The following is a 24784-nucleotide window of genomic DNA, read 5'->3' as shown; positions in this document are numbered from 1 at the left end:
CACTATCACAAGCGGGGGCGAGGCGGGGTTGGGAGGAAGGACGCCGAGGCCTAGGCTTCTACGGTGCCCTCACCGTTGCCGGAAGCGGTAGCAGCGGATTCGCCGGCCTGCTCCTCTTCCTGCTGCTTGAACTGCTTGCGCAGCATAAACAGCTGGCGGACGGTCTCTTCCTTCACGCCATCGTTCATGGCGTTGAACATCTCGCCGCCCTCCTTCTGGTATTCCACCAGCGGATCACGCTGCGCCATCGCACGCAGGCCAATGCCCTCCTTGAGGTAGTCCATCTCATAGAGGTGCTCGCGCCACTTCTGGTCAATAATAGGCAGAATGACCATGCGCTCGGTATTTCGCATCTGCTGCTCGCCGCCAATAGCGGTCACAGATTCTTCGAGCTTGTCGTACTCATTATTGGCGTCCTGCACCAGGGCGTCGCGAAGCTGCTCGGCAGAAAGCTCGCCTGGGGAACCATACTCGGAGCCTTCCACCAGCTCCTCATGGGAAATGGTGGGGCCGTAGAGGGAATCCAGCGCATTCCACAGTGCGTCTAGATCCCAGTCCTCGACGTAGCCGGTGGAAGTAGCACCGGCGACATAAGCGGACACGGTGTCATCAATCATGCCGCGAATATTGTCCTGAATATCGCCGGCATCAAGGATGTCGTGGCGGGTAGCGTAGACCACCTTGCGCTGCTCGTTGAGCACCTCGTCGTACTTAAGGACGTTTTTACGCATCTCAAAGTTCTGGTTCTCCACCTGCGCCTGGGCGCCCTTGATGGAGTTGGAGACCATCTTGGCCTCGATGGGGACATCGTCCGGAACATTGAGGCGGTTCATCATGTTTTCCATGGACTGGCCCACGAAGCGCACCATCAGCTCATCGCGCATGGACAGGTAGAAGCGGGTCTCACCCGGGTCACCCTGGCGGCCGGTACGACCACGCAGCTGGTTATCAATGCGGCGGGACTCGTGACGCTCGGTACCCAGCACGTAGAGGCCACCGGCCTCGCGTACCTGGTCACCCAGCTTCTTGGAGCGCTCCCTCTCGGAATCGATTTCTGCTTCCCAGGCCTCCTGGTACTTCTCTTCATCCTCGAATGGATCGAGGCCGCGCTCGCGCAGCTTCTCATCGAGGATGACCTCAGGGTTGCCACCGAGCACGATATCGGTACCACGGCCGGCCATATTGGTAGCCACGGTGACGGTGCCGGGGCGGCCCGCACGGGCGATGATCTGGCCCTCTTCCTCGTGGTGCTTAGCGTTAAGCACGTTGTGCTTAACGCCGCGCTTAGACAGCAGCTGGGACAGGTACTCGGAGCGCTCCACGGAGGTGGTACCGACCAGAACTGGCTGGCCGGACTCGACGTGCTCGGCGATATCGTCCACTACGGCAGCAAACTTAGCTTCCTGCGTCTTGTAGATGCGGTCAGAGTGATCGGCACGCTGATTCGGCTTATTGGTAGGAATCGGCACCACATCCAGGCCATAGATGGAGTGCAGCTCGGCAGCCTCGGTTTCTGCCGTACCGGTCATTCCGGAGATCTTCTCGTACAGACGGAAGTAGTTCTGCAGGGTAACGGTAGCCAGAGTCTGGTTCTCGTTCTTGATCTCCACCTGCTCCTTGGCCTCAATGGCCTGGTGCATGCCCTCGTTGTAGCGGCGTCCGGCCAACACGCGGCCGGTGAAACCGTCCACGATCATGACTTCGCCATTGCGAACGATGTAGTCCTTGTCGCGGGTGAACAGCTCCTTGGCCTTCAGGGCGTTGTTCAGGTAGGACACCAGCTGGGAGTGCTCGGGGGCGTAGAGGTTATCGATACCGAGCTGATCCTCGACGTATTCCACGCCCTCTTCCAGCACGCCGATGGTGCGCTTCTTGTGGTCCACCTCGTAGTGGATACCCTCGCGCATGCGCGGGGCCAGCTGGGCGAAGACGCTATAGAACTGGGAGGAACCATCTACCGGGCCGGAGATGATGAGCGGGGTACGGGCTTCATCGATAAGAATCGAGTCAACCTCGTCCACGATGCAGAAGTTGTGACCACGCTGTACCACATCGTTGAGGGAGCGGACCATGTTATCGCGCAGGTAGTCAAAGCCGAGCTCATTATTGGTGCCGTAGGTAATGTCGCAATCGTAGGCAGCCTTGCGCTCTGGTGGGCGCATCTCGGACAGAATGACGCCCACGGACAGGCCAAGCCAGCGGTGGACACGGCCCATCATCTCGGCGTCGCGCTTTGCCAAGTAATCGTTAACGGTGACGATGTGGACACCCTTGCCATCAAGGGCATTGAGGTAGGCCGGCAGCAGCGAGGTCAGGGTCTTGCCCTCACCGGTGCGCATCTCAGCGACGTTGCCGAAATGCAGGGCCGCACCGCCCATGATCTGCACGCGGTAGTGCTTCTGATCAAGGACGCGCCAGGCAGCCTCACGGACGGTCGCAAAGGCCTCGAGCAAGATGTCATTCATCTCTTCGCCGTCCCGCAGGCGAGTCTTGAACTCGTCGGTCTTTGCCTTAAGTTCGTCGTCCGAAAGCTCCGCGTACTTATCCTCAAGGGCAATTACATCGTCTGCCATTTTGCCCAGGCGCTTGACCGTACGGCCCTCGCCCGCGCGCAGCAGCTTGGAAAGTCCAAACACGGTTAGTTAGTCCTTCTAGTCGCGACAATAAATTTAACTCGTCGCTATTGTACTCACTCGCTTTCACAAAGCATCTCCCGCCTAGCACATAGGGCAGGCGCACAGCCTCCGTTCAGCCTGTATATGCCCCGAAACCTGCTTGCCGACGCCCCTCCCCCAACCAAAAAATCGACCCCGCTGCATACACGCAGCAGGGTCATTAACTAAGAGAAGTAGAAGCTTCTTTAAGCTTCGGCGTCTTCCGAGAGGGAGATAATGCCATAGTCGTAAGCGTGGCGGCGATAGACCACGGACGGCTTATTGTTCTCCTCGTTGATAAAAAGGAAGAAGTCGTGGCCCACCAGCTCCATCTCGCTCAGGGCATCATCCACGCTCATCGGGGTAGCCGGGTGTTCCTTGGTACGAACGATCTGGCCGGGGCGAACGTCCTCTACAGTCTCAGCATAGGGGTCAACGTAGCGCTCTTCCTTTGCGCGCTCCGCTTCAGCCTGGGCCACCATCTCAGCGGCAATCTCGCCGGTGCCCTTCTGCGCGCGGTGACCGCTCTTGACGTTTTCGCGGCGCACCTTCACCTTGCGCAGGGAGCGCTCCATCTTGCCCAAGGCGGTTTCGAGCGCTGCGTAGAAGGAATCTTCCTTGGCTTCGGCGCGGGCAATGTGACCCTTACCGGTAGCGGTAATCTGAATGCGCTCCGCTTCGGAGTCACGGCGTGGGTTTGGTTCGTGCTGTAACTCCACGTGGAAGAAGGTCAGGGTGGGGTCAAGGCGTTCAATCTTGGCCAGCTTGTCATTAACTCGCTCTTGGAAGTGTTCGGGAACCTCAACGTTGCGGCCCGTAATCGTTACCTGAGCTTTGTTTGGCTGGGACATTGAGATGCCTCCCTTGAGTAGTGGGGACTAGAATCAATCACAGTAACTATCTCTCTGTGACACTCCTCATGATAGCACTGGTTATGACCTTTGCGGGAAATTTTTTGGCGACTCCCCTACCTCGAGGGTGGGCACCACCCCTATCTAGGCATCCGCAAAGACCAATGCCCCGCAGACTTCTACACCCGTGGCCTGCAGGGCGGCGATGCTGGCGGCAAGGGTGGCGCCGGTGGTAATGACGTCGTCGGCAAGCAGCGCAGGCGCCCGAGCAATAGGCACGCGCACGCGGACTCGGCCCTGCAGGTTGGCCCACCTATCCTGCGCGTTGAGCTCGGACTGGTCCGCGGTGGACTGGCCCATAGTAAGCGCCGCGCACACGCCCACGCGCTGGTGCTGCGCCGCGGTGTGACACACAGCGGACACCGGATCTCCCCCGCGTGCCCGCGCCGAACGCGGCCGAGTAGGCGCGGGAACGAGGGTGAACTCGCGCGGGATATCGCCGCGGGCGCTCAAATGAGCCAGCCCGGCCGCGAAGACGGCCCCCACATACTCGCGCACCGGCCGATTGCCACGCTCCTTCATGCCAATGATGATGCGGCGGCGAATATCGGAATAGGGGCCGAGAGCATAGACAGGCGCGCCCAGCGGCCGGGGCCGCGCCACCATATAGGGCGGCTGCCGCAGGTGATCGCGGCACGGTGGGCACAAGACCTCACCCGGCGCGCCGCACCCAGCGCACGCACGCGGAAAAATAAGCTCCCCCAAGCCCATAATCGCCTCTCCCCAGCCGCGCAGGACCTCTCGCGGCTAATTAGAAACGATAGGGGAAGAACGCCGACCCTGCAGGCCGGAGACCTCGCGCCAATTGGTTTCGTCCATGACGGTGGAAGGAAGCTCCAGCATGGCGTGAGAATCAGTAATGAAGAGCTTGGTGGGCGAGGTTGCCACGGCCACCACGGGGGCGGTGATATTACCGGTAGGCATGGTCGACGCCGAAGAACCATCCTGCTCAATGCGCCAGACGGGCGACTGGCTCGAGGAAGTACCCACGATGAGCGAGCCATCCGCATTCCAGTCCAGCGATAGTGCCGAACCGGATACTTCGGGGCCAACCTCGCGGGCGTTGACGATGCGCTTATCGCCGCTGCTGGATTGAGCAACGGCCGCGATATACACGTGACCATCAATAATCATGGCCACGCGTGCACCGCTATGGGACAAGCGGATAACGGAGATTTCACCCTCAATATCGTCGATGCTGCGGGCATCCACCTCGGATTCGGAGATGCGGCCCGTCGTCTTGGAGCGCACCACGCGCACGATGCGATCACCATCGACCACGGTCCAGGCGGCTTGCCCGTTGTACTCAAAGGTCGGCCGTGCCAGTGTGGGGCCATCCACTGAATCCTGCAGCTGGCCATCAAGCTCGCCAATCTGCAGCGAGAAGTCATTATTGGATTTGCGGCGCACTGCCGCTACGAGGCCGCTATCGGCAACATCTACGGATTGCACATCACCGCTGCTGCCCAGCGTGGATTTCACGGGCTCGGCCACACCATCGTCCACCTCGAGCAGGTTGCCCTCATTGAGGGCGTAGAGCTTAGACAAAGAGGTGCTGCTTTCCTCCGGGTTATAGTCCGCGAAGTCATCCACGCTCAGGCTATCCATGCCCTCCACCAAGTCACCGCCATCGGCTTTGACCTTAAAGGGGCCGGTATGGCCGGCTTCCGTAAGCGTCCACACCAACTGGGCCGCAAAGAGCGTGCGATCATGGGTGTCCAAATCAGCGAGGCCCTCGAATTGGTAGCCCTGTTCACGGTCATAGCCGGCGAAAGTGACATTCTCCCCCGCTGCGCGGCGAGTAGCGGGCGCAATGCTGGCTGAAGGTCCCTCCATCAGCAGCGTAATGAGCGTTGACTCCGATTGTTCGCCGTCCTTATATAGCCAGCGGCGATCTGGTACCAACACGTCGTTGCTCTGCTTAAAGAAGTACAGCGATTGCGGGGTGTAGTGATTGCGCATTTCATTGCGTTCCATTACCACTCCGGCCGGCAAACCATCGACGCGCCACCTATCGTCTTGCATTTTCATGTAGATGACGGCCTCGTAACCCTCATTTTCCGGCACGTACGCACCGCCGGATTTCAGGCGGCCGATGATGGTGCCGCGCACCGTAAAAGCGCGCTCATTGTCCCTCGAGCTTTGCTTACTTGCGGGAGCGGTAACGATGTCCAGGCTATCGACTACCATCACATCGCCGCTGGCGTCCCAGGCTTCGCGAGCGTTATCGGTCAGAAAGCCGCGCGCGACCTCATGGTCGTTTCCCGGCACGGCGGAAGCCTGGTAGAAATCGCGCAGCGTCAGGTCCGGGTCATCGCCGGGTTGCGGTGCAATGACTTCCTCAGGGCCGTCCTCTTGCTGTTGGTAGGTACCGACTACTTGCGGGCCGGTGTTATTCGGCAGCGTGGAACAACCGCTGACGAACAGCACGGCCGCTGCGGTGCCGACAACCGCGGTCTTGCGATAGTTCGCTCTCAACACGCTTATTTCCTCCTACCCTCAAAGTCCGGGGCCTTATAGGCGCGCCTGTCCGGGGCGGCCGCGCCGCGGTTAAGCTCGCGTTCCGAAGGCCAGAGGATGCCATCGCCCTCCGCCTCGCCATCGGTGCCTTTTTCGCTCTTGTCGACGTGCGGCGAGCTCATGCCCGATGAAATGGCCGGCGTTGCAGCGGTAGGCCCTGCATCCAGCGCGGCGGCGCCGGTGTCCTGTGCTTCTGGAGCTTCAGCATCGGGTTCTGCCAGCTCCCTACCATCCGCGGTGCTGGAGACGGGTGCGCCGGGAATCTCCACAGCGATGGGAGCCTCGCCCACCTCGGTATTCGGGGTCCGCGGAATGATGAGGCGGAAGCGGGACCCAAAGCCCTCATAGCCGGTGGCATCTAGCGTGCCGCCGTGCAGGACGGCATCCTCGCGGGCGATAGCCAGGCCCAAACCGGTGCCACCGGAGTGACGCTTGCGGGAAGAATCCGCACGCCAGAAGCGGTTGAATACCAGCTCTTCCTGGCCAGGCTTTAAGCCCACACCATGGTCCGTAACGGTAACGCCCACCGCAGTGTCCGTGGCTGCGACGTCTACCGCCACTGGATTGCCTTCCGAGTGGTCAATGGCATTGGCCAGAAGGTTGCGCAAGATGCGCTCGAGGCGGCGGGAATCTGCCTCGACTCCGATGCGCTCCTCCGGCAGGTTGAGCTGGACCTCCACGTCGAGCTCGCGGGCCAAATGCTCCACCTGCCCGTAAGCCGCCTCCACACACGAGCGCAGATCAATGGCTGCCGTAGACAAGTCCGCCACACCAGCATCGTGGCGAGAAATCTCCAGCAAGTCCGCGAGCAATTCCTCGAAGCGGTCGAGCTCGCTCGACATCAAGCGGGAAGCACGCTGGGCGCCGTGCGGCAGGCTATCGCTTTCCGCCTCAATCATGTCCGCGGCCATGCGCACGGTGGTCAATGGGGTGCGCAGCTCATGGGAGACGTCAGAAGTAAACTGCCGCTGCAAATCGCCGTACTCCTCCAGCTGCGCAATTTGGGAGGACAGCTTATCGGCCATGTTATTAAAGGACGCGGCCAAGCGGCCCATCTCATCATCGCTATCGACGGCCATGCGCTCCTTCAAATGACCCGCCGCCAAGCGCTGTGCGATGCGTGAGGCCGAGCGAATCGGCGTAATAACCTGCTGGGTAGCCAGCCAGGCAATGCCCACCAGCAACACCACGACCACTACACCAGCCGCCGAGAGCAGGCCGCGCATCAGCGCCATGGTGGATTCTTCCGATTCCATGGACAGCGCCAAGTAGACCTGCGTATGGGGAATATCGGTATCGGTAGGCGTGCCTACCAGCAAGGCGTTGTAGTGATCACCATTTTCGCGCGGAGCTGGGAAATACTGCTGCGCAATCTGGCCTTGATCCACCATTTCCCGCAGCTGATCCGGCACGGGGAAATCCTCGGGCGAAGTGGTAACAGAGCCATCCTGATTTTCCACCACGATGACTGGCTCATAGACCGTCTGGGCGTCGCCCTGTTGGGCGGAGAGCTGGCCCAACGCAGCACGCGCAGAGTTGATGCGCACCTGGACGGAGTTAGCAGAACTGGTGGCATCGATCTGCTGCTCCACGGCCGTGCGGGCGCGCTCCAGCTCCTGCTGAGCCACGTCCTCCTTCTGGCTGACCAGGCGCTGGGTAAGCACGGACACTAGCGCGTAGGCCAAGATGATCATGACCACCGAGGAGGCGACCAAAATCATGCCAATGACGCGCGCCTGCAATGAGGTGCGCCACGTTGTAATGAAGGCGTCTCGAATGCGCCTTAGACGCTCAATGATGCCGATGGTCCTTACTCTCCGGCGCCGGCCTTGCCGGTCTTATATCCCACGCCGCGCACGGTCAGCACGATCTGCGGGTCTTCCGGATCGTGCTCGATCTTGGCGCGCAGGCGCTGGACGTGCACGTTAACCAGGCGGGTATCAGAAGCATTGCGATAGCCCCACACGGATTCCAGCAGCGATTCACGCGTATGCACTTGGCCGGGGCGGCGCGCCATTTCCAGCAGCAGGTCAAACTCCAGCGGGGTCAGGTTCAGCTCGGTGCCATCGGTGCGGCGCACGGTATGCTCCGGCACGTCGATGACAAGATCCGCAACCTCCAGGATTTCAGCTTCCGCAGAATCGGTGCGGCGCAGGCGCGCACGGATGCGGGCGATGAGCTCCTTGGGCTTGAATGGCTTGGTGATGTAATCATCCGCGCCGGATTCAAGGCCGAGCACCACATCAACCGTATCGGTCTTGGCGGTCAGCATAACGATGGGCACGGAGGATTCGCGGCGGATGGCACGGCAAATATCTACGCCATTCATGCCCGGAAGCATGAGGTCCAGCAGGATGAGGTCCGGCTCGTGCTGCTCAAAGGCAGGAACAGCGTCATTGCCGTCCATGACCGGAATGGGCTTGAGTCCTTCGGACTCGAGCACAATGGTCAGCATCTCTGAGATAGCCGGATCGTCATCGACAACCAAAATCTTGGGCGCCACGTTCTATTCTCCTACAAGGTCTTTTATCGCTGAAATAATAGTATCCGCATCGGCGGTAGCGATCCAGCGTCCACCCCAGCCCGCATCTGCCAAGCGCCGGTAGGCTGCGGCGGTGCGTTCTTGCAACCCACCATCGCGTTCGTAGCGGTCGCGTTCCCGGCTGGCGTCTGCTTGGGCTCGTGCCTGCGCTCTTTCCGACGCCACCTCTACCGCCGTATCCAAATACACCTGCAGGTCCGCCTGCGGCAGGCCGAGGGTGCCAAATTCCAGATCGTGCACCCACTCCATCACCGCATCGTCTTCGAGCCGCGCCGCCGAATACGCGGCATTGGAAGCCACGTAACGATCCAGTAGCACCACAGTGTCGGATTCCTTGGCGCGCTGCAGCTGGTCCTTTACGCCATAGCGATCCAACGCGAATAGCGTCGCCATGGCATAAGCCGAATCCGTGAGGTCCCCCATCTTTCCGTAGAGCGCCTTTTGCGCGAGTTGTGCGTGAATCGAGTCCGCATAGCGCGGAAAGGCAATAACCTCTACGGGCCGGTCCAACAACTCCTTAAGTGCGGAGACCAACGTATTTTTACCGGCACCGTCGATGCCTTCAATGCTGATCAGCATAGGTGTGGGCTATCTTCCCTTCTGTTATTTCTCCCGCAGGGCCACTGCCGCGCGGCCGTTGCCGCAAGCAGTGGGTGCGACTTAGGACAGGGCCTCAATGAATGGCTCGAGGTCATATTCTTCCTCGACGTTTTCAAGCACCTCGAGGGCATTTTCCGTCAGGGTCTCGCTGCCAGAGCCCACCAGTTCCCTAATATAGGGGTAGTCTTCGACTACTTCGCCCGCGCTAAAGGGCGCACCAGCCCAAATGGCAGCAATGGTGGCCGCCGCTTGAGCATTCTGTTCCTCTTCTTCGCTGAGTTTTGGCTTGCTGTGCGCGACCTCGCAGGCATCCTCGACGGCGCGAATTACCCCTTCTTCATCGAGGTTTGCCATCTCGTCCAAGAAATCGACGTTGAGGTCCGTGCTGAAAATATTTTCGTCCCAAGTACTCACTTTTTGACTCCTTCGGTGCTTTCAGCGCCATTTATACACGCTTTCTTAGTGAAAGAAAGCAGACGATGAAAAGGTTTGCATGGCCTTCTACACCCGCGAACTGCCTTTTTGTTTACTTATCACAGAATTGCGACGCCGTCGCAATGTTTCCCAAACATGATAGTCTCGTTACCAACTTGTTACCGGGGCGCTGTATCGCCCTCCTCTTTGGGCTGAAACCGCCCACCTCATAGAAAGGACAGCCACGATGAAGCCAGATTCGCGCCGCGTCTACGTGTTCATTGTGGCCGGACTGATCGCCGCGGCCGTCGTCGGAGTCGCCGTCTGGCGCATGAGCTCGCCGAGCGCTAACTATTCCAACGCCGCGGATCAGTCCGCGACCACCTCCGTCTCCCCGACCCACACCGCGGCCGAGGAGACCACCACTTCTTCCACGGACCGTTCCCCTTCAAAGCAGCACTCCACGCACGCTACGAGTTCCACCGCCTCGTCTGGCGATTCCAAGCATCAGCAGCCGCACAACAACGATCCGTTTCTCGCCCCTAATGCGGTAGTGCGCCCACAGGCAGCAACCCAGCCCACCAAGGTCTACCGTCCAGAAAACATCTCTCCGCAGGGCACCACCTCGCAGGGCAATACCACCACCCAGGGTGGTCAGGGCACCGGCCAGGGCAATCAGCGTCTGACGCCTGATTACCCGAGCAACCAGAACGGCTCGCAGACTACTGGTGCCCCGCAGAACAACCAGGGCGGCACCACCCCGCCGGCCACCACTGGCCCGTCCACTCCGCAGCCCTCACCTGAGGCGCCTGCCTCGCAAGATAACTCGGGCAAGGATTCCGACGCCCCGGCCCATGAACCAGCCGGCACGGAGCAACACACGGTCGAAAAGGCAGAGGAAGAAAAGCTCACCGGCCATGCCGCTGCGAAGCGACCTTCCGCCGATCAGAACCAGGAGCCAACCGACCTGGTGCCAACCAAGCAGGCACCGGCCACGGCCAAGCAGGCTCCGAGCGAAGCGGCGCCTTCGCGCTAATTCGGAGTCGGTTCTCGACGTAGACGAACAAAACAAGCACGTTTCCTCGATTCTGAAGTCAGAATTCCGGGAAACGTGCTTGTTTTGTATGCGCTGGAATGCGGTCATTACGACGCAGCCACAATATGCGCCAAGAATTGAGCAGAGCAGGCCGCAACGCGGCTGTAATGAAGACTGAAAAGCACGCTTCGCTTGAAACCGGAGGGCGGCGGCGAAGCGTGCTGGTGTGGGCTAAACGCGGACTAGGCGCGGGCGACGAAGAGGTCCGCGGTGTCGGATTCCGCAGTAGCAGTAACGAGGCCCTCGGCAGCTGGCAGCCAGACGGCTTGGCCTGGGGTCGCGGTGAGGGTCTTGCCCGCAGCATCGGTAAAGGTTACGGAACCTGCGGTGCACAGGGCGATGGTCGGGCCATCGTAATCAAGATCCACAGAAGACGAACCGGTGAGCTCCACGCGGTCCAGCAGGAATTCCTCGATGGGTACCGGGTAGGACCAGGCGGCGGCATCGTGGACATTGTCCTGGGCGGACTTATCTTGTTGTTGCACACGCGGCTCGTCGGCAGCGGCGTAAGTCAAGACCTTGACCAGCTCTGGAACGTCAACGAACTTTGGCGTCAGGCCACCGCGCAACACGTTATCGGAGTTCGCCATGATCTCCACGCCGAGGCCGGAGACATAGGCATGGAGCTGGCCTGCGTCTAGGTAGACGGCCTCGCCGGGCGAGAGCTCGATGTGGTTGAGCAGCAATGCGCCCAGCACGCCAATATCGCCTGGGTAGCGCTGATTGAGATCCAGCACCGTAGACATGACACGGGACTTCCAATCGGCCGAGTCCGCGGCGATCAGGCGCTCGCCGGCGGCAACAATGGCGGAAATGAGCTCCTTGCGCTTGGCAGACGGAATGGTAATCCACGTGGTGAAAAGGACGCGCAGGTTGGCGGACTCGGTGGTTGCCGAGGGGTCGTCGTCCAGCATGGCAACGTAGTGGTCCAGCTCAGGGCACTCGAGGGCGGCAAAAAGCTCGCGGGTGCGCGCCAAGGGGCGGAAGCCGGCCATGGCATAGAAATCCGTGAGCGCGACAATGAGCTCGGGCTTGTGATTATCGTCCTTGTAATTTCGATTAGACGCGGTGAGTTCGATGCCGGCGGCGTTTTCGCGGGCAAAGCCCTCTTCCGCCTGCGCCTTTGACGGGTGCGCCTGCAAGGACAGCGGCTCCTCGGCCGCAAGCACCTTGAGCAGGAAGGGCAGGCGCTCGCCGTACTCGGCAGAAACGCGGCCGCCTAGCTGCCCTGCCGGATCCTCTGCAATGACCTCATTGAGCAGGCGGCCATCCACCGTGGAAGGGTCGCCGGGGTGAGCGCCGAACCACAGCTCTGCGACGGGCTTATCGGCATCGGGCTGGCCCTGCAGGTGCGGGATAAGGGTACGCGAGCCCCAGGAATAGTTGCGGGTGGCGCTGTGCAACAGCTGCATGTGTTTCTATCCTTTAGAAATCTCGTAGGCGGTCGCGGCAAAACTCCGCGTAATAAGCTGCAGTGAGCGGGCAAGATGCCCCAGGCCCGGTTCCGGGTCAATGCTGCGGACTGCAAGCGAGTTGGGCAGGTTCGCCTCTTCCTGCCCCCAGAAAACCACCTTCAAGGGTACCAAAGCGCCCTCGGCACCATCGCCATCAATGAAGGGGTCATAGAAGAGATCATTAGCCGGGGAACTATCAGAATCCCGGTCGAGCGCGCGACGCAATTCGGCTGGGTCCACATAAGCGCTCGGCAGGCCGTGTACGGCCCAGATGGTCGTAGCCATGCGGGCCACGAGGGCGTCGAGCTGCACGTGCTCGCGACGATCGGAATAGGAGTAGGGGTCGAGCACGCAGGAATGGATGATGCGGGCGCCGTCGATAAACTCGCGCAGTTGGCGGCCCGGATTAGTAGTGGCATCGCGCTCGGGAGAAAGCTGCGCAAGCTCGCGGTCCACGGCCGCCGCAAGGTCCTCGAGGGTCTCCTTCACCACGGTCGGGCCCTGATAGAGCAGGCAGCACAGCGCATGCAGGGCGGCAATGCTGCGCGCGGGCGAGCTCCCCTCGGTCGTCGGCAAGCAAGGGGTGACGAGCGTATCCTCCGGGCAGTCCTCCACCAGCGGGCCCTTGGCCGGCCCGATGAGCACGGTGGTGGCACCGCGCTGGCTGGCAGTAATGAGGGCGCGCGACGCCCAATCGCACTCGCCGGGCTCGCCGACAACCACCACCAGGTCCAGCGCCCCCACGTAGCGCGGGAGTGATTCAGTGACCACAATCGGGATCCGCAGCGGCTCGGCTAGGCCAACGCCTAGGTGGGCGGCCTGGCGGGCAATCGCGTCGGTGGGAATAATTACAAGCGAGCGGGGATTGAGCCCACTGAGCGCCTCGCCCCAGCGCTCCACTTCTCCGGCCACCAGGCGGATTTGGGCGCCTTCGTGCGCCACATCAAAAAAGCGCACGGTTTCGGCGTCATAATTACCGGTATCCATGTGGCCCAAGCATAGTCGGGCGCCCACTAAGATGAAGTCCTATGACTTCCGCACAGATTCATCCCGTAACCCTGATTGGCGGCGGCCCCGGCGCGTGGGACCTCATTACCGTGCGCGGCATGCGCGCCCTGCAGGATGCAGAGGTTATTCTTGCCGATCACCTGGGACCTACGGCGCAGCTCGATAAGCTGTGTGATATTTCTTCCAAAGAGCTTATTGACGTCTCTAAGCTCCCCTATAAGAAGTCAATCTCGCAGGAAAAGATCAACGAGCTGCTCATCGAACACGCCCGTGCCGGCCGCAAGGTGGCCCGTCTTAAGGGGGGCGATCCTTTCGTCTTTGGGCGCGGCTTTGAAGAGGTGCAAGCGCTGGCGGATGCGTCTATTCCTGCTACGGTCATTCCGGGCGTGACCTCAGCTATTTCCGTTCCCGCGGCCGTCGGCATCCCGGTAACTCAGCGCGGCATTGTCCACGGATTCACGGTGGTCTCCGGCCACCTTCCGCCCGGCCATGAGAGGTCCTTGGTGGACTGGGCAGCGCTCGCCCGCTCTGGCGCCACGCTCGCGGTCATCATGGGCGTGAAAAATGCCCCGGCGATTGCCAATGCGCTTATCGACGCCTCCCTCTCCCCCTCCACTCCTTGCGCCATCATCCAAGAGGGCACGCTTTCTACCGAGCGCGCCTATCGTTGCACCTTGGGTACCTTGGCGCAGACGATGACCGAGCACGAGATCTCCGCGCCAGCGGTCTACGTCATCGGCGAGGTGGCCGGGCTGTAGCACCCTCGAGGCCTTCCGGGTCCGCGAGGCCAACTTGTGGCCGCGCTCTACCCCACCGCAGTTGGGGTTTGGTCCGTATCGTGGCCAAAGGTCGCGGCGGAAGTGCTACGCGCGGTCAGCAGCGGGGCTTTCGGGCGCCTTATCCTGCACGATGGTCACGCCGGACTTGCGCGAACCGTGGACGCGGTGGGCGGCAGCGACGCGCTCCGGATAATCCGGGGCATGGAAATCAGCATGGGCGGCTTCCTCAGCGTTTTCGGCTTCCAATTCCGCCGCACGCGCACGCCTGGTGCGCAACGCGCCACGAATGGTGGCCGCTACACCAGCCGCGACCACGATCGCGATGGCAACGGGGGTAACTGCTGCAGGCACTGCCCAGCCAAAGTACGTCTCGGCACCGCCGATGACTTTGCCGATATTCAGGCCCACGATGGCCGTGCCCACCAGTCCGCCGAGCAGGACGGGGTTGATGCGGGAGATAAGCCACGCAGCGATGGGCGCGGTGATAGCGCCACCGATAAGCAAGGCAAGGACTGCGGCCAAGTTGGCGACAATATCGTGCCAGAGCCCCACGATAAAGCCTGCGGTAGCGCCGAAGGTCACTAGGAACTCAGCGGCGTTGACCGTGCCGACGATGCGGCGCGGCTGCTCCCGGCCGATAGCCATGAGCGTGGAGGTCGACACCGGGCCCCAGCCGCCGCCACCGGTGGAATCGACGAATCCGCCCACAAGGCCAAGGCTGGCCAGAAACGGCGTGGAGTGGGTGCGTTTATAGGCGGAGCCACGGCGGCGCGGTTGGGAAAAGCGCCAAATGAGGTTGGCGCCGATGCCCACCAAGATGAGTGCGGTCACCGGCGCGGCCGCCGCGGTGGAGATATTCGACAGCAACGTAGCGCCCAAAAAAGCGGCGATCCCACCCGGCACACCGAGACGGACCACGGTTTTCCAATCCACGTTGCCGAAGCGCGCGTGGCTCAATCCGGAGATAGCAGTGGTGCCAAGCTCGGCGGTATGCACGACGGCAGAGGCCTGCGCGGGGCCGAGGCCCGCCAGCAACAGCATCGTGGTAGACGTGACGCCAAAGCCCATGCCGATACCACCGTCCACGAGGTTGGCGGCCGCACCGGCGAGCGCAATGAGGATGAGGGTTAGCATGGCGCGAACACCTCCTGTGCGGCGCGGCGGGCGTGGTGAAAGCGATCTGCAACGAGGCCCGCGAGATCAGTGCCGAGAGGGCGGTCTACGGTCGCGGGAACGCCCGCCAGCCGGTCTAGGAGCAGGCCCTCGGTCACGAAGAGCGGAATAACGCGTACGCGAGAGGGGTCTTGATGCTCGCGGCACAAGGACACGATCCCTTCGCGACCACCGCGGGTGGCGAATTCCACCGCCGTGGGCACGCCGGTGAGCGCGAAGGTGCGGTGGGCTAGCTCACGGATGGCATCGTTAGCCGCGGAATCGGAGGAACCGACGGAGTAGATGACCACATGGGCATCGCCAGGCCGGGTGCGGGAGGCGAGCACGCGGGCGAGGTCCTCGCCGGTGCCGAGCCCTGGGGCGAGGTGGAGGGAAAGGTGGGAGGTTTGGGTGGCGTCGGCAAGCGCGCGCGGGACGTCCACGCGCTGGTGGTAGCCCTGGGTAAAAAGCAGCGGAACTACAACGGCCTCGGTCTCCCCTAGCTGGGCGAGCTCGAGCGCGGCCGTGGTGAGGTCGGGCTCGTTGAATTCCAGGTGTGCGGCGCGGGCTGGGCGCAGGCCGGTGGTCTGGGTCAGGCGCTCAATGCCGGCCGCAGCGCCCGGATGCCGCGAACCGTGGGACAGGGTAATAAGTGCGGGCATGGGGCGCATCCTTAAGCCTGCGGTGCCGTGGAGTGTCCGCGGCGGGCAAGCGAGCGCTTCAATGCCTCGTTGGAGGACACGGCCGGTGCGGGGGCTACCGGGGCATCGTCTTGGCCGTGAAAGCGCACGGAGAAAATCCGCAGGCACTCCTGGCACTTCCAGGCAAAATCATCTTCCTCATCCGGGAAGAGGTCGGTGCCTGCGCAATACGGGCAGAAGCTGGGATGGTTGCGGTTGGGGTTGGGCTGGCGGCGAAAATTCACTGCAAGTCCTCCTCCTTGGCACGCAAGACCCAGTGGCGGAATTGCTCGCCGTCCTCGCGCTGCTCTTTGTATTTATTGACCAAGCGAATGACGTACTCGGGCACCTCATCGGCGACGACCTTGTGGCCGCGCAGCTTACGGCCCCAGTCCGGGGACAGGCCGAGGGCGCCACCCAGGTGGACCTGGAAGCCCTCGACCCGGTTGCCCTCGGAATCGGTAACAATCTGGCCCTTCAGGCCGATGTCCGATACCTGCGAACGCGCACAGGCGTTGGGGCAGCCGTTGAGCGCGATGGAAATCGGCACGTCCAGATCGCCCAAGGTGTCTTCCAAGATGTCTACCAACTCGATGGCGCGGGCCTTCGTGGTCACATGTGCGAGCTTGCAAAATTCCAGGCCGGTGCAGGAAATGACGCCCCGGCGGAACTCCGATGGCTGGGAGTACAGGCCGGTTTCATCGAGCGCGCGGGAGAGCGCCGGAATGTCTTCTTCCTCCACATCGAGGAAGAGCAATTCCTTCATGGGGGTGGTGCGGATGCGGCTAATGCCGAACTTCTCGGCCACGTCCGCAATGGCGATAAGCTGCTCGCCAGTGGCGTGGCCCACGGTAGGTTTGACGCCGACGTAGAACTTGCCATCCTTCTGGCGATGCACGCCCAAGTGATCGCGGGAGCCAGGCTCGACCTCCAGTGGGATGCCATCCAACAGCGGCTTGTCTAGGTATTCTTCCTCCAGCACTTGGCGGAACTTTTCGATGCCCCACTTGGCTACCAAGAACTTCAGGCGGGCACGGTTGCGATTGCGGCGGAAGCCATAGTCGCGGAAGATGCCGACCACGCCGGCCCACACCTCCGGCACGCGCTCTAGGGGAACCCAGGCGCCGAGGGACTGCGAGAGCATCGGGTTGGTGGACAGGCCGCCGCCAACGAAGCAGTCGAATCCCGGACCGTACTCGGGGTGGTTCACGCCCACGAAGGCGACGTCCTGAATCTCGTGCGTGACGTCCTGGCGGGAGTTGCCGGAGATAGCGGTCTTGAATTTGCGCGGCAGGTTATGGAATTCCTCGCGCGGCAGGTAATTATTCTTGATTTCTTCGATGGCTGGGGTGGCATCGATAATCTCGTCCTCGGCCACGCCGGCAACTGGAGAGCCTAAAATGACGCGCGGTACATCGCCGCAGCCCATGAGCGTGCTCAGCCCCACAGACTCGAGCTTGTCCCAAATGGTGGGCACATCCTCGATTTGAATCCAGTGCAACTGGATATTCTGGCGGTCCGTAAAGTCCGCCGTGGAGCGGGCATAATCGCGCGAGATCTCACCGACGGCGCGCAGCTTGGCAGGATCGGCACGGCCACCGTCGAAGCGCACACGCATCATGAAGTACTCGTCCTGCAGTTCCGCGTTAGATAGCTTGGAGGTCATCTCACCGCCCAAGTTCTGATTACGCTGTGTATAAAGGCCCAGCCACTTAAAGCGAGGGGCTAGGTCATCGGCTGGAATAGAGGAAAATCCCTGCTTGGAATAGATATCGATGACGCGCTGCTTAGCAGAAAGCCCGCCGTCTTCCTGCTTAATTACCTCATCGTTATTGAGGGGCTCGGTGCCGTCAATCTTCCATTGGCCTTCGGGCTTTTTGGCGCGGGGCGTGCGCTTGGTATTAGTCGCGGTGGTCATGGTGTAGATCTCAACCTGCCTTTCCAAAGTATTGAAAGACAACCTACCCGTCTAAAATGAGCAGACAAAGCGGTCTTTTTTAATTTCAAGTAAAAAATCGCCGTGAACTGCATGAACGGCAGTATGTTTTTAGAATCTAATTCAACTCCTTGCCGCAACCTAGACTAAACGGTTCAATTGCCAGAAAGATAAGCCACAAAAATGAACCTAGCGGTCTAGACCCCGCGCTTGAGAGAAAGGCATTCACACAGCATGAATCAGCCCTTGAAGGTAGCCGTTATCGGCGCAGGCCCAGCCGGCATTTACGCCTCCGATATACTGGTGAAAAAGACCGGCGGCGAGGTGCAGATTGACCTCATCGAGCAGATGCCCGCACCCTTCGGCCTTATCCGCTATGGCGTGGCGCCGGACCATCCACGCATTAAGGGCATCATCAAATCCTTACACCGGGTGCTCGACACCGAGCAGATTCGCCTGTTGACCAACGTGCACATCGGCCGTGACATCACCGTCGACGAGCTACAGCAGCACTACGATGCCGTAGTCTTTGCCACCGGCGCCGTGGGCGACCGCCACCGCAATATCCCTGGCGCGGACTTGGACGGCGTGCATGGCGCCGGCGAGTTCGTGGGCTTCTACGATGGCAACCCGCGCTTCGAGCGCGACTGGGATCTCTCCGCCAAAGAGGTGGCGGTCATTGGCGTGGGCAATGTGGGCCTTGACGTCTCCCGCATCTTGGCCAAGACCGGCGATGAGCTCAAGGTCACCGAGATCCCCGATAATGTCTACGAGTCCCTGGCCAAGAACCAGGCTGAGACCGTGCGCGTCTTCGGCCGCCGCGGCCCGGCACAGGCCAAGTTCACCCCACAGGAGCTCAAGGAGCTGGACCATTCCGAGTCCATCAACGTGGTGGTCTCCCCCGAGGACATCGACTATGACGAGGCCTCGCTGGCCGCGCGCCAGGAGAGCAAGTCCACCGACTTGGTGTGCCAGGTGCTCGAGCAGTATGCCATCCGCGATCCTAAGGAGGCGCCACACACCCTGCAGATCCACCTCTTTGAGCAGCCGGTAGAGATTTTGGGCGAGGACGGCAAGGTCAGCGGCATCAAAACCGAGCGCACCTCTCTCAATGGCGATGGCAGCGTGCACGGCACCGGCAAATTCACCGAATGGCCGGTGCAGGCGGTCTACTTCGCCACCGGTTACCGCTCCGATGCGGTCGATGGCGTGCCTTTTAACCAGGACAAGAACGTCATCAATAACGATGGCGGCCATGTCATCGATGCGGCCGGCGCGGTGGTGCCGGGCCTCTACACCACCGGGTGGATTAAGCGCGGCCCGGTGGGCCTGATTGGCAATACCAAGTCCGATGCCACGGAGACGATTGACATGCTGCTTGCCGACGCCGCCTCTGGCACCCTCCCCTCCCCCTCCAGCGCCGAGGATATCACCGAAGTCTTTGCTGAGCGCGGTATCGATTACCTGACGTGGCAGGATTGGCAGCGCTTGGACGCGGCAGAGCGCGCCCTAGGCGAGCGCGAGGGCCGCGAGCGTAAGAAGTTTGTGGAGTGGGAGGACATGGTCTCCCACTCGCGCGCCGAAGTTTAGCGGCGAATGATGGCAAGGACCTCGTCGACGATGGACTGCACCTCGTCGGCGGTCTTTGCCTCTACGTTGAGGCGCAGCAGCGGCTCCGTATTAGACGCGCGCACGTTGAACCATGCCTCGGTTCCCTTGAGCTCTACGGTCACGCCATCGAGCTCATCGACGGACTCAATCTTATCCGCCAGCTCATCCAGCACCGCTTGGGTAGCGGCCTTCTGGTCCTCCACGGTGGAGTTGATCTCACCGGAGGCCTCGTAGCGGGAGTATTCCGCCATGAGCTCGCTCAGCGGCTTATCGGACTGGCCCAGAGCGGCCAACACGTGCATTGCAGCAAGCATGCCGGAATCGGCGTTCCAGAACTCCTGGAAGTAGTAGTGCGCGGAGTGCTCGCCACCGAAGGCGGCCTTGTGCTCGGCCATCTGCGCCTTGATGAAGGAGTGGCCCACGCGGGTGCGCACCGGGGTGCCGCCCTTTTCCTTAATGAGCTCCGGCACGGTCTTGGAGGTAATCAGGTTGTGGATGATGGTAGCGCCGGGGAACTTCTCCAGGTAGCGCTCAGCGACCAGTGCACAGATGGCAGACGGGGAGACCGGCTGGCCCTTTTCATCCACCACGAAGCAGCGGTCCGCATCACCGTCGAAGGCCAAGCCAATATCGGCCTTCTGATCCACGGTGAACTTCTGCAGATCTACGAGGTTCTTTGGATCCAAGGGGTTAGCCTCGTGGTTCGGGAAGGTGCCATCGAGCTCGAAGTACAAATCGCGGACGTCGAAAGGCAAGCCATCGAAGACGGCCGGCACGGTGTGGCCCCCCATGCCGTTGGCAGCGTCAACGGCTACAACGAGCGGCTTGGAATCCTCCAGCGGCACCAGCTTGCGCAGGAAGTCGGCGTAGCCGGCAAGAATCTCCTGTTCGGCAATTGCGCCCTCGGTGCCGGTGAACTCCGGGGTGCCGTCGATAAGCATCTGCTTAATCTGCTCCAAGCCGGTCTCCTGGCCCACCGGTACCGCGCCGGCGCGGCAGAGCTTAATGCCGTTGTACTTGGCTGGGTTATGAGAGGCGGTAAACATAGCGCCCGCACACTCCAGGGAGCCGGCGGCGTAGTAGAGCTCGTCGGTAGAGGTTAGCCCCAGCAGGGTCACGTTGAGGCCCTGCGAGGTCACACCCTCAGCAAAAGCGCGCGCCAGAGACGGCGAGGACGGGCGCATATCGTGGCCGACTGCTACGGTATTTTCGCCTTCTTCCCGCAGGATGGCGGCAAACGCGGCGCCCGTATCGCGCACGAAGTTCTCATCGATATCTTCGCCCACCACGCCACGGACGTCATAGGCCTTAATTACTGCATCAAGATGCTCACGAGTTCGCATAACCTGCAATAGTACTCCCGCCCGCTGGGAAACTACCGCACCACGGGGTTCGTGTCAGTCCTGTTCCGGTTCCGCGGGCGTCGATTCATCGGGCACGACGGAAAGGTGTGCGCGGCGCGCCTTTTTGGCATAAGCCACGCGGCGGGTGCGAAAGACCGGGTGATTCGAATTGGCAGGGTCTGCCCCATCAAAGGTCGCGGAGTAGTCGATGGGGTCGGCACCGGAGCCGGCGCTGCGGTCATCGACCAAGCCGGTAGTCACGCGGCCATCTTCCTTGACGGCCTCTGCCAAAGCCATCAGGTCATCTTCCTCATCCAGCTCAATGCGATCCACACGCACCAGTTCCCAGCCCACTGGGGCGGAGATGCGGTCGCGGTGGGTGGCGCATAGGTCCCAACTGTGTGGGTTCTCCTCTTCCGCCAGCGGTCCAACGACGGCCGTCTGGTCCGCGTAAGCGTAGGTCAATGTCGCCACGGCGGGGCGGCCGCAGCCTGGGCGGGAGCAATGGCGAGAAATAGTCACAGCGCATAAGTCTAAACCCTTGGTTGAGATTTAGATAGTCTTCGCCCCGGCGTGGCTCCGCTAAATCCGGCCCGCCAGCACCTTAGAATCAGGGTCATGACCGCCGCTCGCCCGCATATCCGCCCCGCCCGCGACCGCCACGGCCACGGCATGCGCGGACCTCTCCTCCCCCAGCAGACCCCGCGCTACCGCAGCGCGCGCGAGCACTTCGACATGGCCGTATTGGAGGCCTATGCCCCCATCCAAAACGCCTTCGCGCCACAATTGCGTGGCCTCGACTTGGCCGTAGACACCATCCCGCGCATGCGGCTTTCTCCCGATATGACCGTACTACCGGATGAGATTATCGCCGATGGCCCAGTTCCCCTCGGCCGCGTGGTTCCCGCCGGTGTAGATTCCGAGGGCCAGCCCACCCGCGCGCGCCTGGTCATCTTCCGCATGCCTATTGAGCAACGTGCCTCTACCCCGTCCGAGCGTTCCGAACTCCTGGGCACCGTTATTACCGCGCTGGTGGCCAACTACCTCAACTTGGACCCCGAAGAAGTGGACCCGCGCTATAGCTGGTAGCCCCAGTAGGTTTCGCGGCAGCAGAAAAGCCCCTGGCCGCACATTGCGTGCTAGCCAGGGGCCTCACTGGACACCTTAATTATCCAATCTCGCGCTTGAGGCGGCGGCGCTCGCGGTCCGATAGCCCGCCCCAAATACCGAAGCGCTCATCGTGCTCCAGCGCGTACTCCAAGCATTCATCGCGTACCGCGCAGGCCTGGCAGATGCGCTTGGCCTCACGGGTAGAGCCTCCCTTTTCAGGGAAGAATGCTTCAGGGTCGGTCTGTGCGCACAGCGCCTGGTCCTGCCACTCCTGCTCGACGGCACCGAAGAGTTCATCGAGCGACATCTCTGCAGCAGCACCGCCACGGAGAATGGCGTTGTTATTAGCCATTTTGTCCACGCCTTTTCCTTTCTCCGAGGTTGGGTAATTCTCATCAGTGCGACCGACTGTACACCACATTCCCCTTGGGCAACCCCGCCGGGATGGTGTGGAAGTAACGGCGCCGGCCGCTGTTTCTTTCACTGATGTAATTTCACACCGGATCACTAAATATCGTCAACCCGAATTGGCGGCTTCTTCGCGCTTTCCGGCAAAAACGCAGCACACGATCCCCATCCGTCACATCTGTAACAACTGATCCCCTATGGGGGTGTAGGTAGGGGGTACTACATGTAGTGGTACCCCGTTTTTCTGTCAACAATTTTCAGGAAATTCCGGCGTGTCGCGCGCACAACGCCGCAAAGAAGGGATCCACCCCCTCCGCGCCCGCACTGATTCCGCACCATGTCGGCCGTTGCGGACAGGCGGGCTCGGTGGCCCATAAAAAGAGAGGCCGAACCGAGGCTCCATTGTCCTCAGTTCGACCTATGTCAGCTGGACCTAGTGCAGTGCCCAGACCACGGCGAAAGCGTTAAGCATCGGAGCTAAAACGCACGCCGGCATCGGGGATGGAAACGCCGGGGAAGACACGCATGCCGTCGAGAAGCTCGCAGCGTGCGCCGACGTGGGCACCTTCACCAATGACACAGTTCTCAATGACCGCGTTGGCGCCAATGTGGGCGCCGGAGGCAATGATCGAGTTGTGGATGATGGCGCCGGGCTCAATGCGCACGCCGTCGAAGACAACGGTGCCCTCCAGGCGGGAGCCCGCGCCCACCTCGGAGCCACGGCCCACGGCGGTACCGGATAGCAACAGCACGCCACCGGCGATTCCGGCGGAAGGATCTACCAGGGATTCACCAGTCTTGCCCTCAATCAGCGGGGAAGGCGCGATGCCGCGTACTAGGTCGGAGGAACCACGGGTGAAGTCATCCGGGCGGCCCATATCGCGCCAGTAGGAGTTGTCTACGTGGCCTACAACCAGCCGGCCTTCAGCCAAGAGCCCTGGGAAGGTTTCGCGTTCCACGGAAACAACGCGGTTGGCCGGGATGGACTCGATGACGGAGCGCTTGAATACATAGCAACCGGCGTTGATCTGGTTGGTTGGCGGATCCTCGGTCTTTTCTAGGAACGCAGTAACTCGGCCGTTGGAGTCGGTCGGCACGCAACCAAACGCACGCGGGTCAGCCACGTTGAGCAGGTGCATGGTGACATCGGCGTCTTTGTCATGGTGCGTGGTGAGGATGCCTTCCAGATCCATGCCGGAGAGCACGTCACCATTGAAGACCATGACCGTGTCATTGCGCAGCTTGTCGTAGACGTTGCGGATGCCGCCGCCGGTGCCGAGCGCGGTCTCTTCCACCACGTACTCGATTTCTAGGCCCAGCTCGGAGCCATCACCGAAGTACTCCTCAAAGACCTCGGCCTTATAGGAAGTAGACATGACGACGTGCTCGATGCCGGCGGCCTTGATGCGGGCGAGCAGGTGCTGCAGGAACGGGTAGTTTGCCGTCGGCAGCATCGGCTTCGGCGTACCGATGGTTAGTGGGCGCAGGCGGGTGCCGCGGCCGCCGACGAGAATCACTGCATCCGTGCTGGCACCGTGGGTGGTGGCTGCTTCAGTCATAGTCTTCCTTATGTATGCGGACAGTTTTATTCTGTGATTTTCTGAGGGACAGTGTAGAGCGTATGGCGCGCAATCCAGTTCAACGGCACGCGCACCGAGCCTTAAGAACGTGCCGAGGCTGAGGCAATAAGCCCGCGGACTCGCAGGCCCAACCACAACGCGCCGCGCAGTGGGGCCTGCCACCATGCGGGGTGGCGGTCTGCCTGAAAGCGATAGGCGGAGTTGTGGTGGGCGCGCAGCATCGCTCCGGCGTGCGCTTGGGTGGAATGCCCCTTAGCGTGGCTGATGACGGCCTCTGGGCAAAAGATGTTTTGGTAGCCGGCGCGCGTGAAGCGATCTCCTAGATCTACGTCTTCGAGATACATGAAGTAGCGCTCATCAAATCCGCCAATGGCGTCGAAGGCATCCCAGCGCACAAGAAGGCAGGAACCGGATAACCATCCGGCTGGGCGCTGGGAGGTCATATCGGCTTCATCGCGGTAGGCGCGCGACCATGGATTGGACGGCCAGATCGAAGAAAAGAGTGCGTGCCCAATGCCGGTAGCCACGGTGGGCACGGCGCGGGCCGAGGGATAGTTGCTGCCATCCGGCTCCACGATGCGCGGGCCCACGGCCGCAGCATCCGGCCACTGGCGGGCGCACTCAATGAGTTGATCAATAGATCCCGGGGTAAAGGCAACATCGGGATTAGAGATAAGGAAAAATTCCTCGTCCACGCCACCGTGCTCGCGGGCGAAGCGGGCACCCGCATTCATGCCAGCGCCGTAGCCGATATTTCCGCCAGTATCGAGAAAGTCCACCCCGGCACGTTCGCGGGCGGCGGCCTCGGGCACGCCGTCGGTGGAGCCATTATCCGCAAGCACAACATTGGTGCCGCGAGCGCAGGCGCTCGGCAGGGAGTCCAAAAAACTACCGAGGTATTCACCGGGACTATAGGTCACGGTAATCACGGCCAGCGGGGATTGATTTGGTGTAGTCACAATGGCCCCGAGCTTAGTCACAGACGC

At 61.4% G+C, this 24784-nt stretch carries 23 protein-coding genes; 4 read left to right on the top strand and 19 right to left on the bottom strand.

The window, feature by feature from the left end:
* Window positions 1–50: 50 nt before the first annotated feature.
* The 8 genes from secA to QP941_RS08565 form a co-directional block, all read right to left on the bottom strand.
* Complete coding sequence (gene secA / locus QP941_RS08600) at window positions 51–2636, bottom strand: preprotein translocase subunit SecA (RefSeq protein WP_284868677.1); 2586 nt, start codon at window positions 2634–2636, stop codon at window positions 51–53.
* Window positions 2637–2860: 224 nt separating this feature from the next.
* Window positions 2861–3505: a ribosome hibernation-promoting factor, HPF/YfiA family gene (hpf, locus tag QP941_RS08595; RefSeq protein ID WP_049378762.1), complete on the bottom strand. Its 645-nt coding sequence runs from the start codon at window positions 3503–3505 to the stop codon at window positions 2861–2863.
* Between the two features lie 144 nt (window positions 3506–3649).
* Window positions 3650–4276, bottom strand: coding sequence for a ComF family protein (locus tag QP941_RS08590; RefSeq protein WP_225745818.1), 627 nt, complete (start codon window positions 4274–4276; stop codon window positions 3650–3652).
* A gap of 36 nt (window positions 4277–4312) precedes the next feature.
* Window positions 4313–6046, bottom strand: coding sequence for an MtrAB system accessory lipoprotein LpqB (gene lpqB / locus QP941_RS08585; protein ID WP_284868676.1), 1734 nt, complete (start codon window positions 6044–6046; stop codon window positions 4313–4315).
* A 2-nt stretch (window positions 6047–6048) separates the two neighbouring features.
* Entirely contained in the window at window positions 6049–7806 is a 1758-nt protein-coding gene (mtrB, locus tag QP941_RS08580) for an MtrAB system histidine kinase MtrB (protein WP_502869207.1), read from the bottom strand.
* Window positions 7807–7895: 89 nt separating this feature from the next.
* Window positions 7896–8588, bottom strand: coding sequence for an MtrAB system response regulator MtrA (gene mtrA, locus QP941_RS08575; RefSeq protein WP_284767931.1), 693 nt, complete (start codon window positions 8586–8588; stop codon window positions 7896–7898).
* Window positions 8589–8591: 3 nt separating this feature from the next.
* The gene (locus QP941_RS08570) at window positions 8592–9206 is read right to left on the bottom strand and encodes a dTMP kinase (protein WP_284868675.1); all 615 of its coding nucleotides are present in this window, start codon (window positions 9204–9206) and stop codon (window positions 8592–8594) included.
* 81 nt (window positions 9207–9287) lie between these two features.
* Window positions 9288–9641, bottom strand: coding sequence for a DUF4259 domain-containing protein (locus QP941_RS08565; protein WP_179387511.1), 354 nt, complete (start codon window positions 9639–9641; stop codon window positions 9288–9290).
* Between the two features lie 247 nt (window positions 9642–9888).
* Here QP941_RS08565 and QP941_RS08560 point away from each other — a divergent pair, with 247 nt between their 5' ends.
* Complete coding sequence (locus QP941_RS08560; protein WP_284767930.1) at window positions 9889–10677, top strand: hypothetical protein; 789 nt, start codon at window positions 9889–9891, stop codon at window positions 10675–10677.
* A 242-nt stretch (window positions 10678–10919) separates the two neighbouring features.
* Here QP941_RS08560 and manA read toward each other — a convergent pair whose 3' ends face one another.
* Window positions 10920–12149: a mannose-6-phosphate isomerase, class I gene (manA, locus tag QP941_RS08555; RefSeq protein WP_269954196.1), complete on the bottom strand. Its 1230-nt coding sequence runs from the start codon at window positions 12147–12149 to the stop codon at window positions 10920–10922.
* Between the two features lie 6 nt (window positions 12150–12155).
* Complete coding sequence (locus QP941_RS08550; protein ID WP_284767928.1) at window positions 12156–13178, bottom strand: MurR/RpiR family transcriptional regulator; 1023 nt, start codon at window positions 13176–13178, stop codon at window positions 12156–12158.
* A 41-nt stretch (window positions 13179–13219) separates the two neighbouring features.
* On the opposite strand from QP941_RS08550, the gene cobA reads away from it, so the two are divergent.
* Window positions 13220–13957, top strand: a complete 738-nt coding sequence (gene cobA / locus QP941_RS08545) for a uroporphyrinogen-III C-methyltransferase (RefSeq protein WP_284767927.1) — start codon at window positions 13220–13222, stop codon at window positions 13955–13957.
* 105 nt (window positions 13958–14062) lie between these two features.
* Here the strand turns inward: cobA and QP941_RS08540 are convergent, their stop codons facing one another.
* From QP941_RS08540 to QP941_RS08525, 4 genes are read right to left on the bottom strand one after another with little or no spacing between them, the layout of a single operon-like run.
* The gene (locus QP941_RS08540) at window positions 14063–15112 is read right to left on the bottom strand and encodes a sulfite exporter TauE/SafE family protein (protein WP_284868674.1); all 1050 of its coding nucleotides are present in this window, start codon (window positions 15110–15112) and stop codon (window positions 14063–14065) included.
* Window positions 15106–15792 carry a sirohydrochlorin chelatase gene (locus QP941_RS08535; RefSeq protein ID WP_284868673.1) on the bottom strand — a complete coding sequence of 229 codons (687 nt, stop codon included), beginning with the start codon at window positions 15790–15792 and terminating at the stop codon, window positions 15106–15108. Before QP941_RS08535 ends, QP941_RS08540 begins: the two co-directional genes overlap by 7 nt.
* Window positions 15793–15803: 11 nt before the next feature.
* The gene (locus QP941_RS08530; RefSeq protein WP_005322420.1) at window positions 15804–16055 is read right to left on the bottom strand and encodes a hypothetical protein; all 252 of its coding nucleotides are present in this window, start codon (window positions 16053–16055) and stop codon (window positions 15804–15806) included.
* Window positions 16052–17728: a nitrite/sulfite reductase gene (locus tag QP941_RS08525; protein WP_239278735.1), complete on the bottom strand. Its 1677-nt coding sequence runs from the start codon at window positions 17726–17728 to the stop codon at window positions 16052–16054. The genes QP941_RS08530 and QP941_RS08525 overlap by 4 nt, the downstream gene beginning before the upstream one ends.
* A 252-nt stretch (window positions 17729–17980) precedes the next feature.
* Here QP941_RS08525 and QP941_RS08520 point away from each other — a divergent pair, with 252 nt between their 5' ends.
* Entirely contained in the window at window positions 17981–19336 is a 1356-nt protein-coding gene (locus QP941_RS08520) for an FAD-dependent oxidoreductase (protein ID WP_284815594.1), read from the top strand.
* On the opposite strand, the gene QP941_RS08515 is transcribed toward QP941_RS08520, so the two are convergent.
* Both QP941_RS08515 and QP941_RS08510 read right to left on the bottom strand, forming a co-directional pair.
* The gene (locus QP941_RS08515) at window positions 19333–20700 is read right to left on the bottom strand and encodes a phosphomannomutase/phosphoglucomutase (protein ID WP_284767920.1); all 1368 of its coding nucleotides are present in this window, start codon (window positions 20698–20700) and stop codon (window positions 19333–19335) included. The genes QP941_RS08520 and QP941_RS08515 overlap by 4 nt on opposite strands.
* Window positions 20701–20754: 54 nt before the next feature.
* The gene (locus QP941_RS08510; RefSeq protein ID WP_284766745.1) at window positions 20755–21222 is read right to left on the bottom strand and encodes a DUF3499 domain-containing protein; all 468 of its coding nucleotides are present in this window, start codon (window positions 21220–21222) and stop codon (window positions 20755–20757) included.
* A 96-nt stretch (window positions 21223–21318) separates the two neighbouring features.
* On the opposite strand from QP941_RS08510, the gene QP941_RS08505 reads away from it, so the two are divergent.
* Window positions 21319–21789 carry a metallopeptidase family protein gene (locus QP941_RS08505; protein ID WP_005322429.1) on the top strand — a complete coding sequence of 157 codons (471 nt, stop codon included), beginning with the start codon at window positions 21319–21321 and terminating at the stop codon, window positions 21787–21789.
* Window positions 21790–21868: 79 nt separating this feature from the next.
* Here QP941_RS08505 and QP941_RS08500 read toward each other — a convergent pair whose 3' ends face one another.
* The 3 genes from QP941_RS08500 to QP941_RS08490 all read right to left on the bottom strand — a co-directional run bounded on the left by QP941_RS08500 (window position 21869) and on the right by QP941_RS08490 (window position 24778).
* Window positions 21869–22117 (bottom strand): WhiB family transcriptional regulator, encoded by a 249-nt coding sequence (locus QP941_RS08500; protein ID WP_005528147.1) that lies wholly within the window; start codon window positions 22115–22117, stop codon window positions 21869–21871.
* Between the two features lie 565 nt (window positions 22118–22682).
* On the bottom strand, window positions 22683–23777 hold the full coding sequence (gene manB / locus QP941_RS08495) for a mannose-1-phosphate guanylyltransferase (protein WP_239278732.1): 1095 nt from the start codon (window positions 23775–23777) through the stop codon (window positions 22683–22685).
* 101 nt (window positions 23778–23878) lie between these two features.
* Window positions 23879–24778 (bottom strand): glycosyltransferase family 2 protein, encoded by a 900-nt coding sequence (locus QP941_RS08490; protein WP_239278731.1) that lies wholly within the window; start codon window positions 24776–24778, stop codon window positions 23879–23881.
* Between the last annotated feature and the right edge of the window lie 6 nt (window positions 24779–24784).

Origin of the sequence: Corynebacterium sp. MSK150 (genome assembly GCF_030229215.1) — a bacterium.
GTDB lineage: Bacteria > Actinomycetota > Actinomycetes > Mycobacteriales > Mycobacteriaceae > Corynebacterium.
The sequence above is the reverse complement of the archived record's forward strand: the minus strand, read 5'-3'. Positions and strand labels throughout refer to the sequence as shown.

Coding starts and splice junctions, on each gene's coding strand:
- hpf (WP_049378762.1), bottom strand. CDS start 3,505: ATGTCCCAGCCAAACAAAGCTCAGGTAACGATTACGGGCCGCAACGTT.
- QP941_RS08590 (WP_225745818.1), bottom strand. CDS start 4,276: ATGGGCTTGGGGGAGCTTATTTTTCCGCGTGCGTGCGCTGGGTGCGGC.
- mtrB (WP_502869207.1), bottom strand. CDS start 7,806: ATGATTTTGGTCGCCTCCTCGGTGGTCATGATCATCTTGGCCTACGCG.
- QP941_RS08570 (WP_284868675.1), bottom strand. CDS start 9,206: ATGCTGATCAGCATTGAAGGCATCGACGGTGCCGGTAAAAATACGTTG.
- QP941_RS08560 (WP_284767930.1), top strand. CDS start 9,889: ATGAAGCCAGATTCGCGCCGCGTCTACGTGTTCATTGTGGCCGGACTG.
- manA (WP_269954196.1), bottom strand. CDS start 12,149: ATGCAGCTGTTGCACAGCGCCACCCGCAACTATTCCTGGGGCTCGCGT.
- QP941_RS08550 (WP_284767928.1), bottom strand. CDS start 13,178: ATGGATACCGGTAATTATGACGCCGAAACCGTGCGCTTTTTTGATGTG.
- cobA (WP_284767927.1), top strand. CDS start 13,220: ATGACTTCCGCACAGATTCATCCCGTAACCCTGATTGGCGGCGGCCCC.
- QP941_RS08540 (WP_284868674.1), bottom strand. CDS start 15,112: ATGCTAACCCTCATCCTCATTGCGCTCGCCGGTGCGGCCGCCAACCTC.
- QP941_RS08535 (WP_284868673.1), bottom strand. CDS start 15,792: ATGCCCGCACTTATTACCCTGTCCCACGGTTCGCGGCATCCGGGCGCT.
- QP941_RS08525 (WP_239278735.1), bottom strand. CDS start 17,728: ATGACCACCGCGACTAATACCAAGCGCACGCCCCGCGCCAAAAAGCCC.
- QP941_RS08520 (WP_284815594.1), top strand. CDS start 17,981: ATGAATCAGCCCTTGAAGGTAGCCGTTATCGGCGCAGGCCCAGCCGGC.
- QP941_RS08515 (WP_284767920.1), bottom strand. CDS start 20,700: ATGCGAACTCGTGAGCATCTTGATGCAGTAATTAAGGCCTATGACGTC.
- QP941_RS08505 (WP_005322429.1), top strand. CDS start 21,319: ATGACCGCCGCTCGCCCGCATATCCGCCCCGCCCGCGACCGCCACGGC.
- QP941_RS08500 (WP_005528147.1), bottom strand. CDS start 22,117: ATGTCGCTCGATGAACTCTTCGGTGCCGTCGAGCAGGAGTGGCAGGAC.
- manB (WP_239278732.1), bottom strand. CDS start 23,777: ATGACTGAAGCAGCCACCACCCACGGTGCCAGCACGGATGCAGTGATT.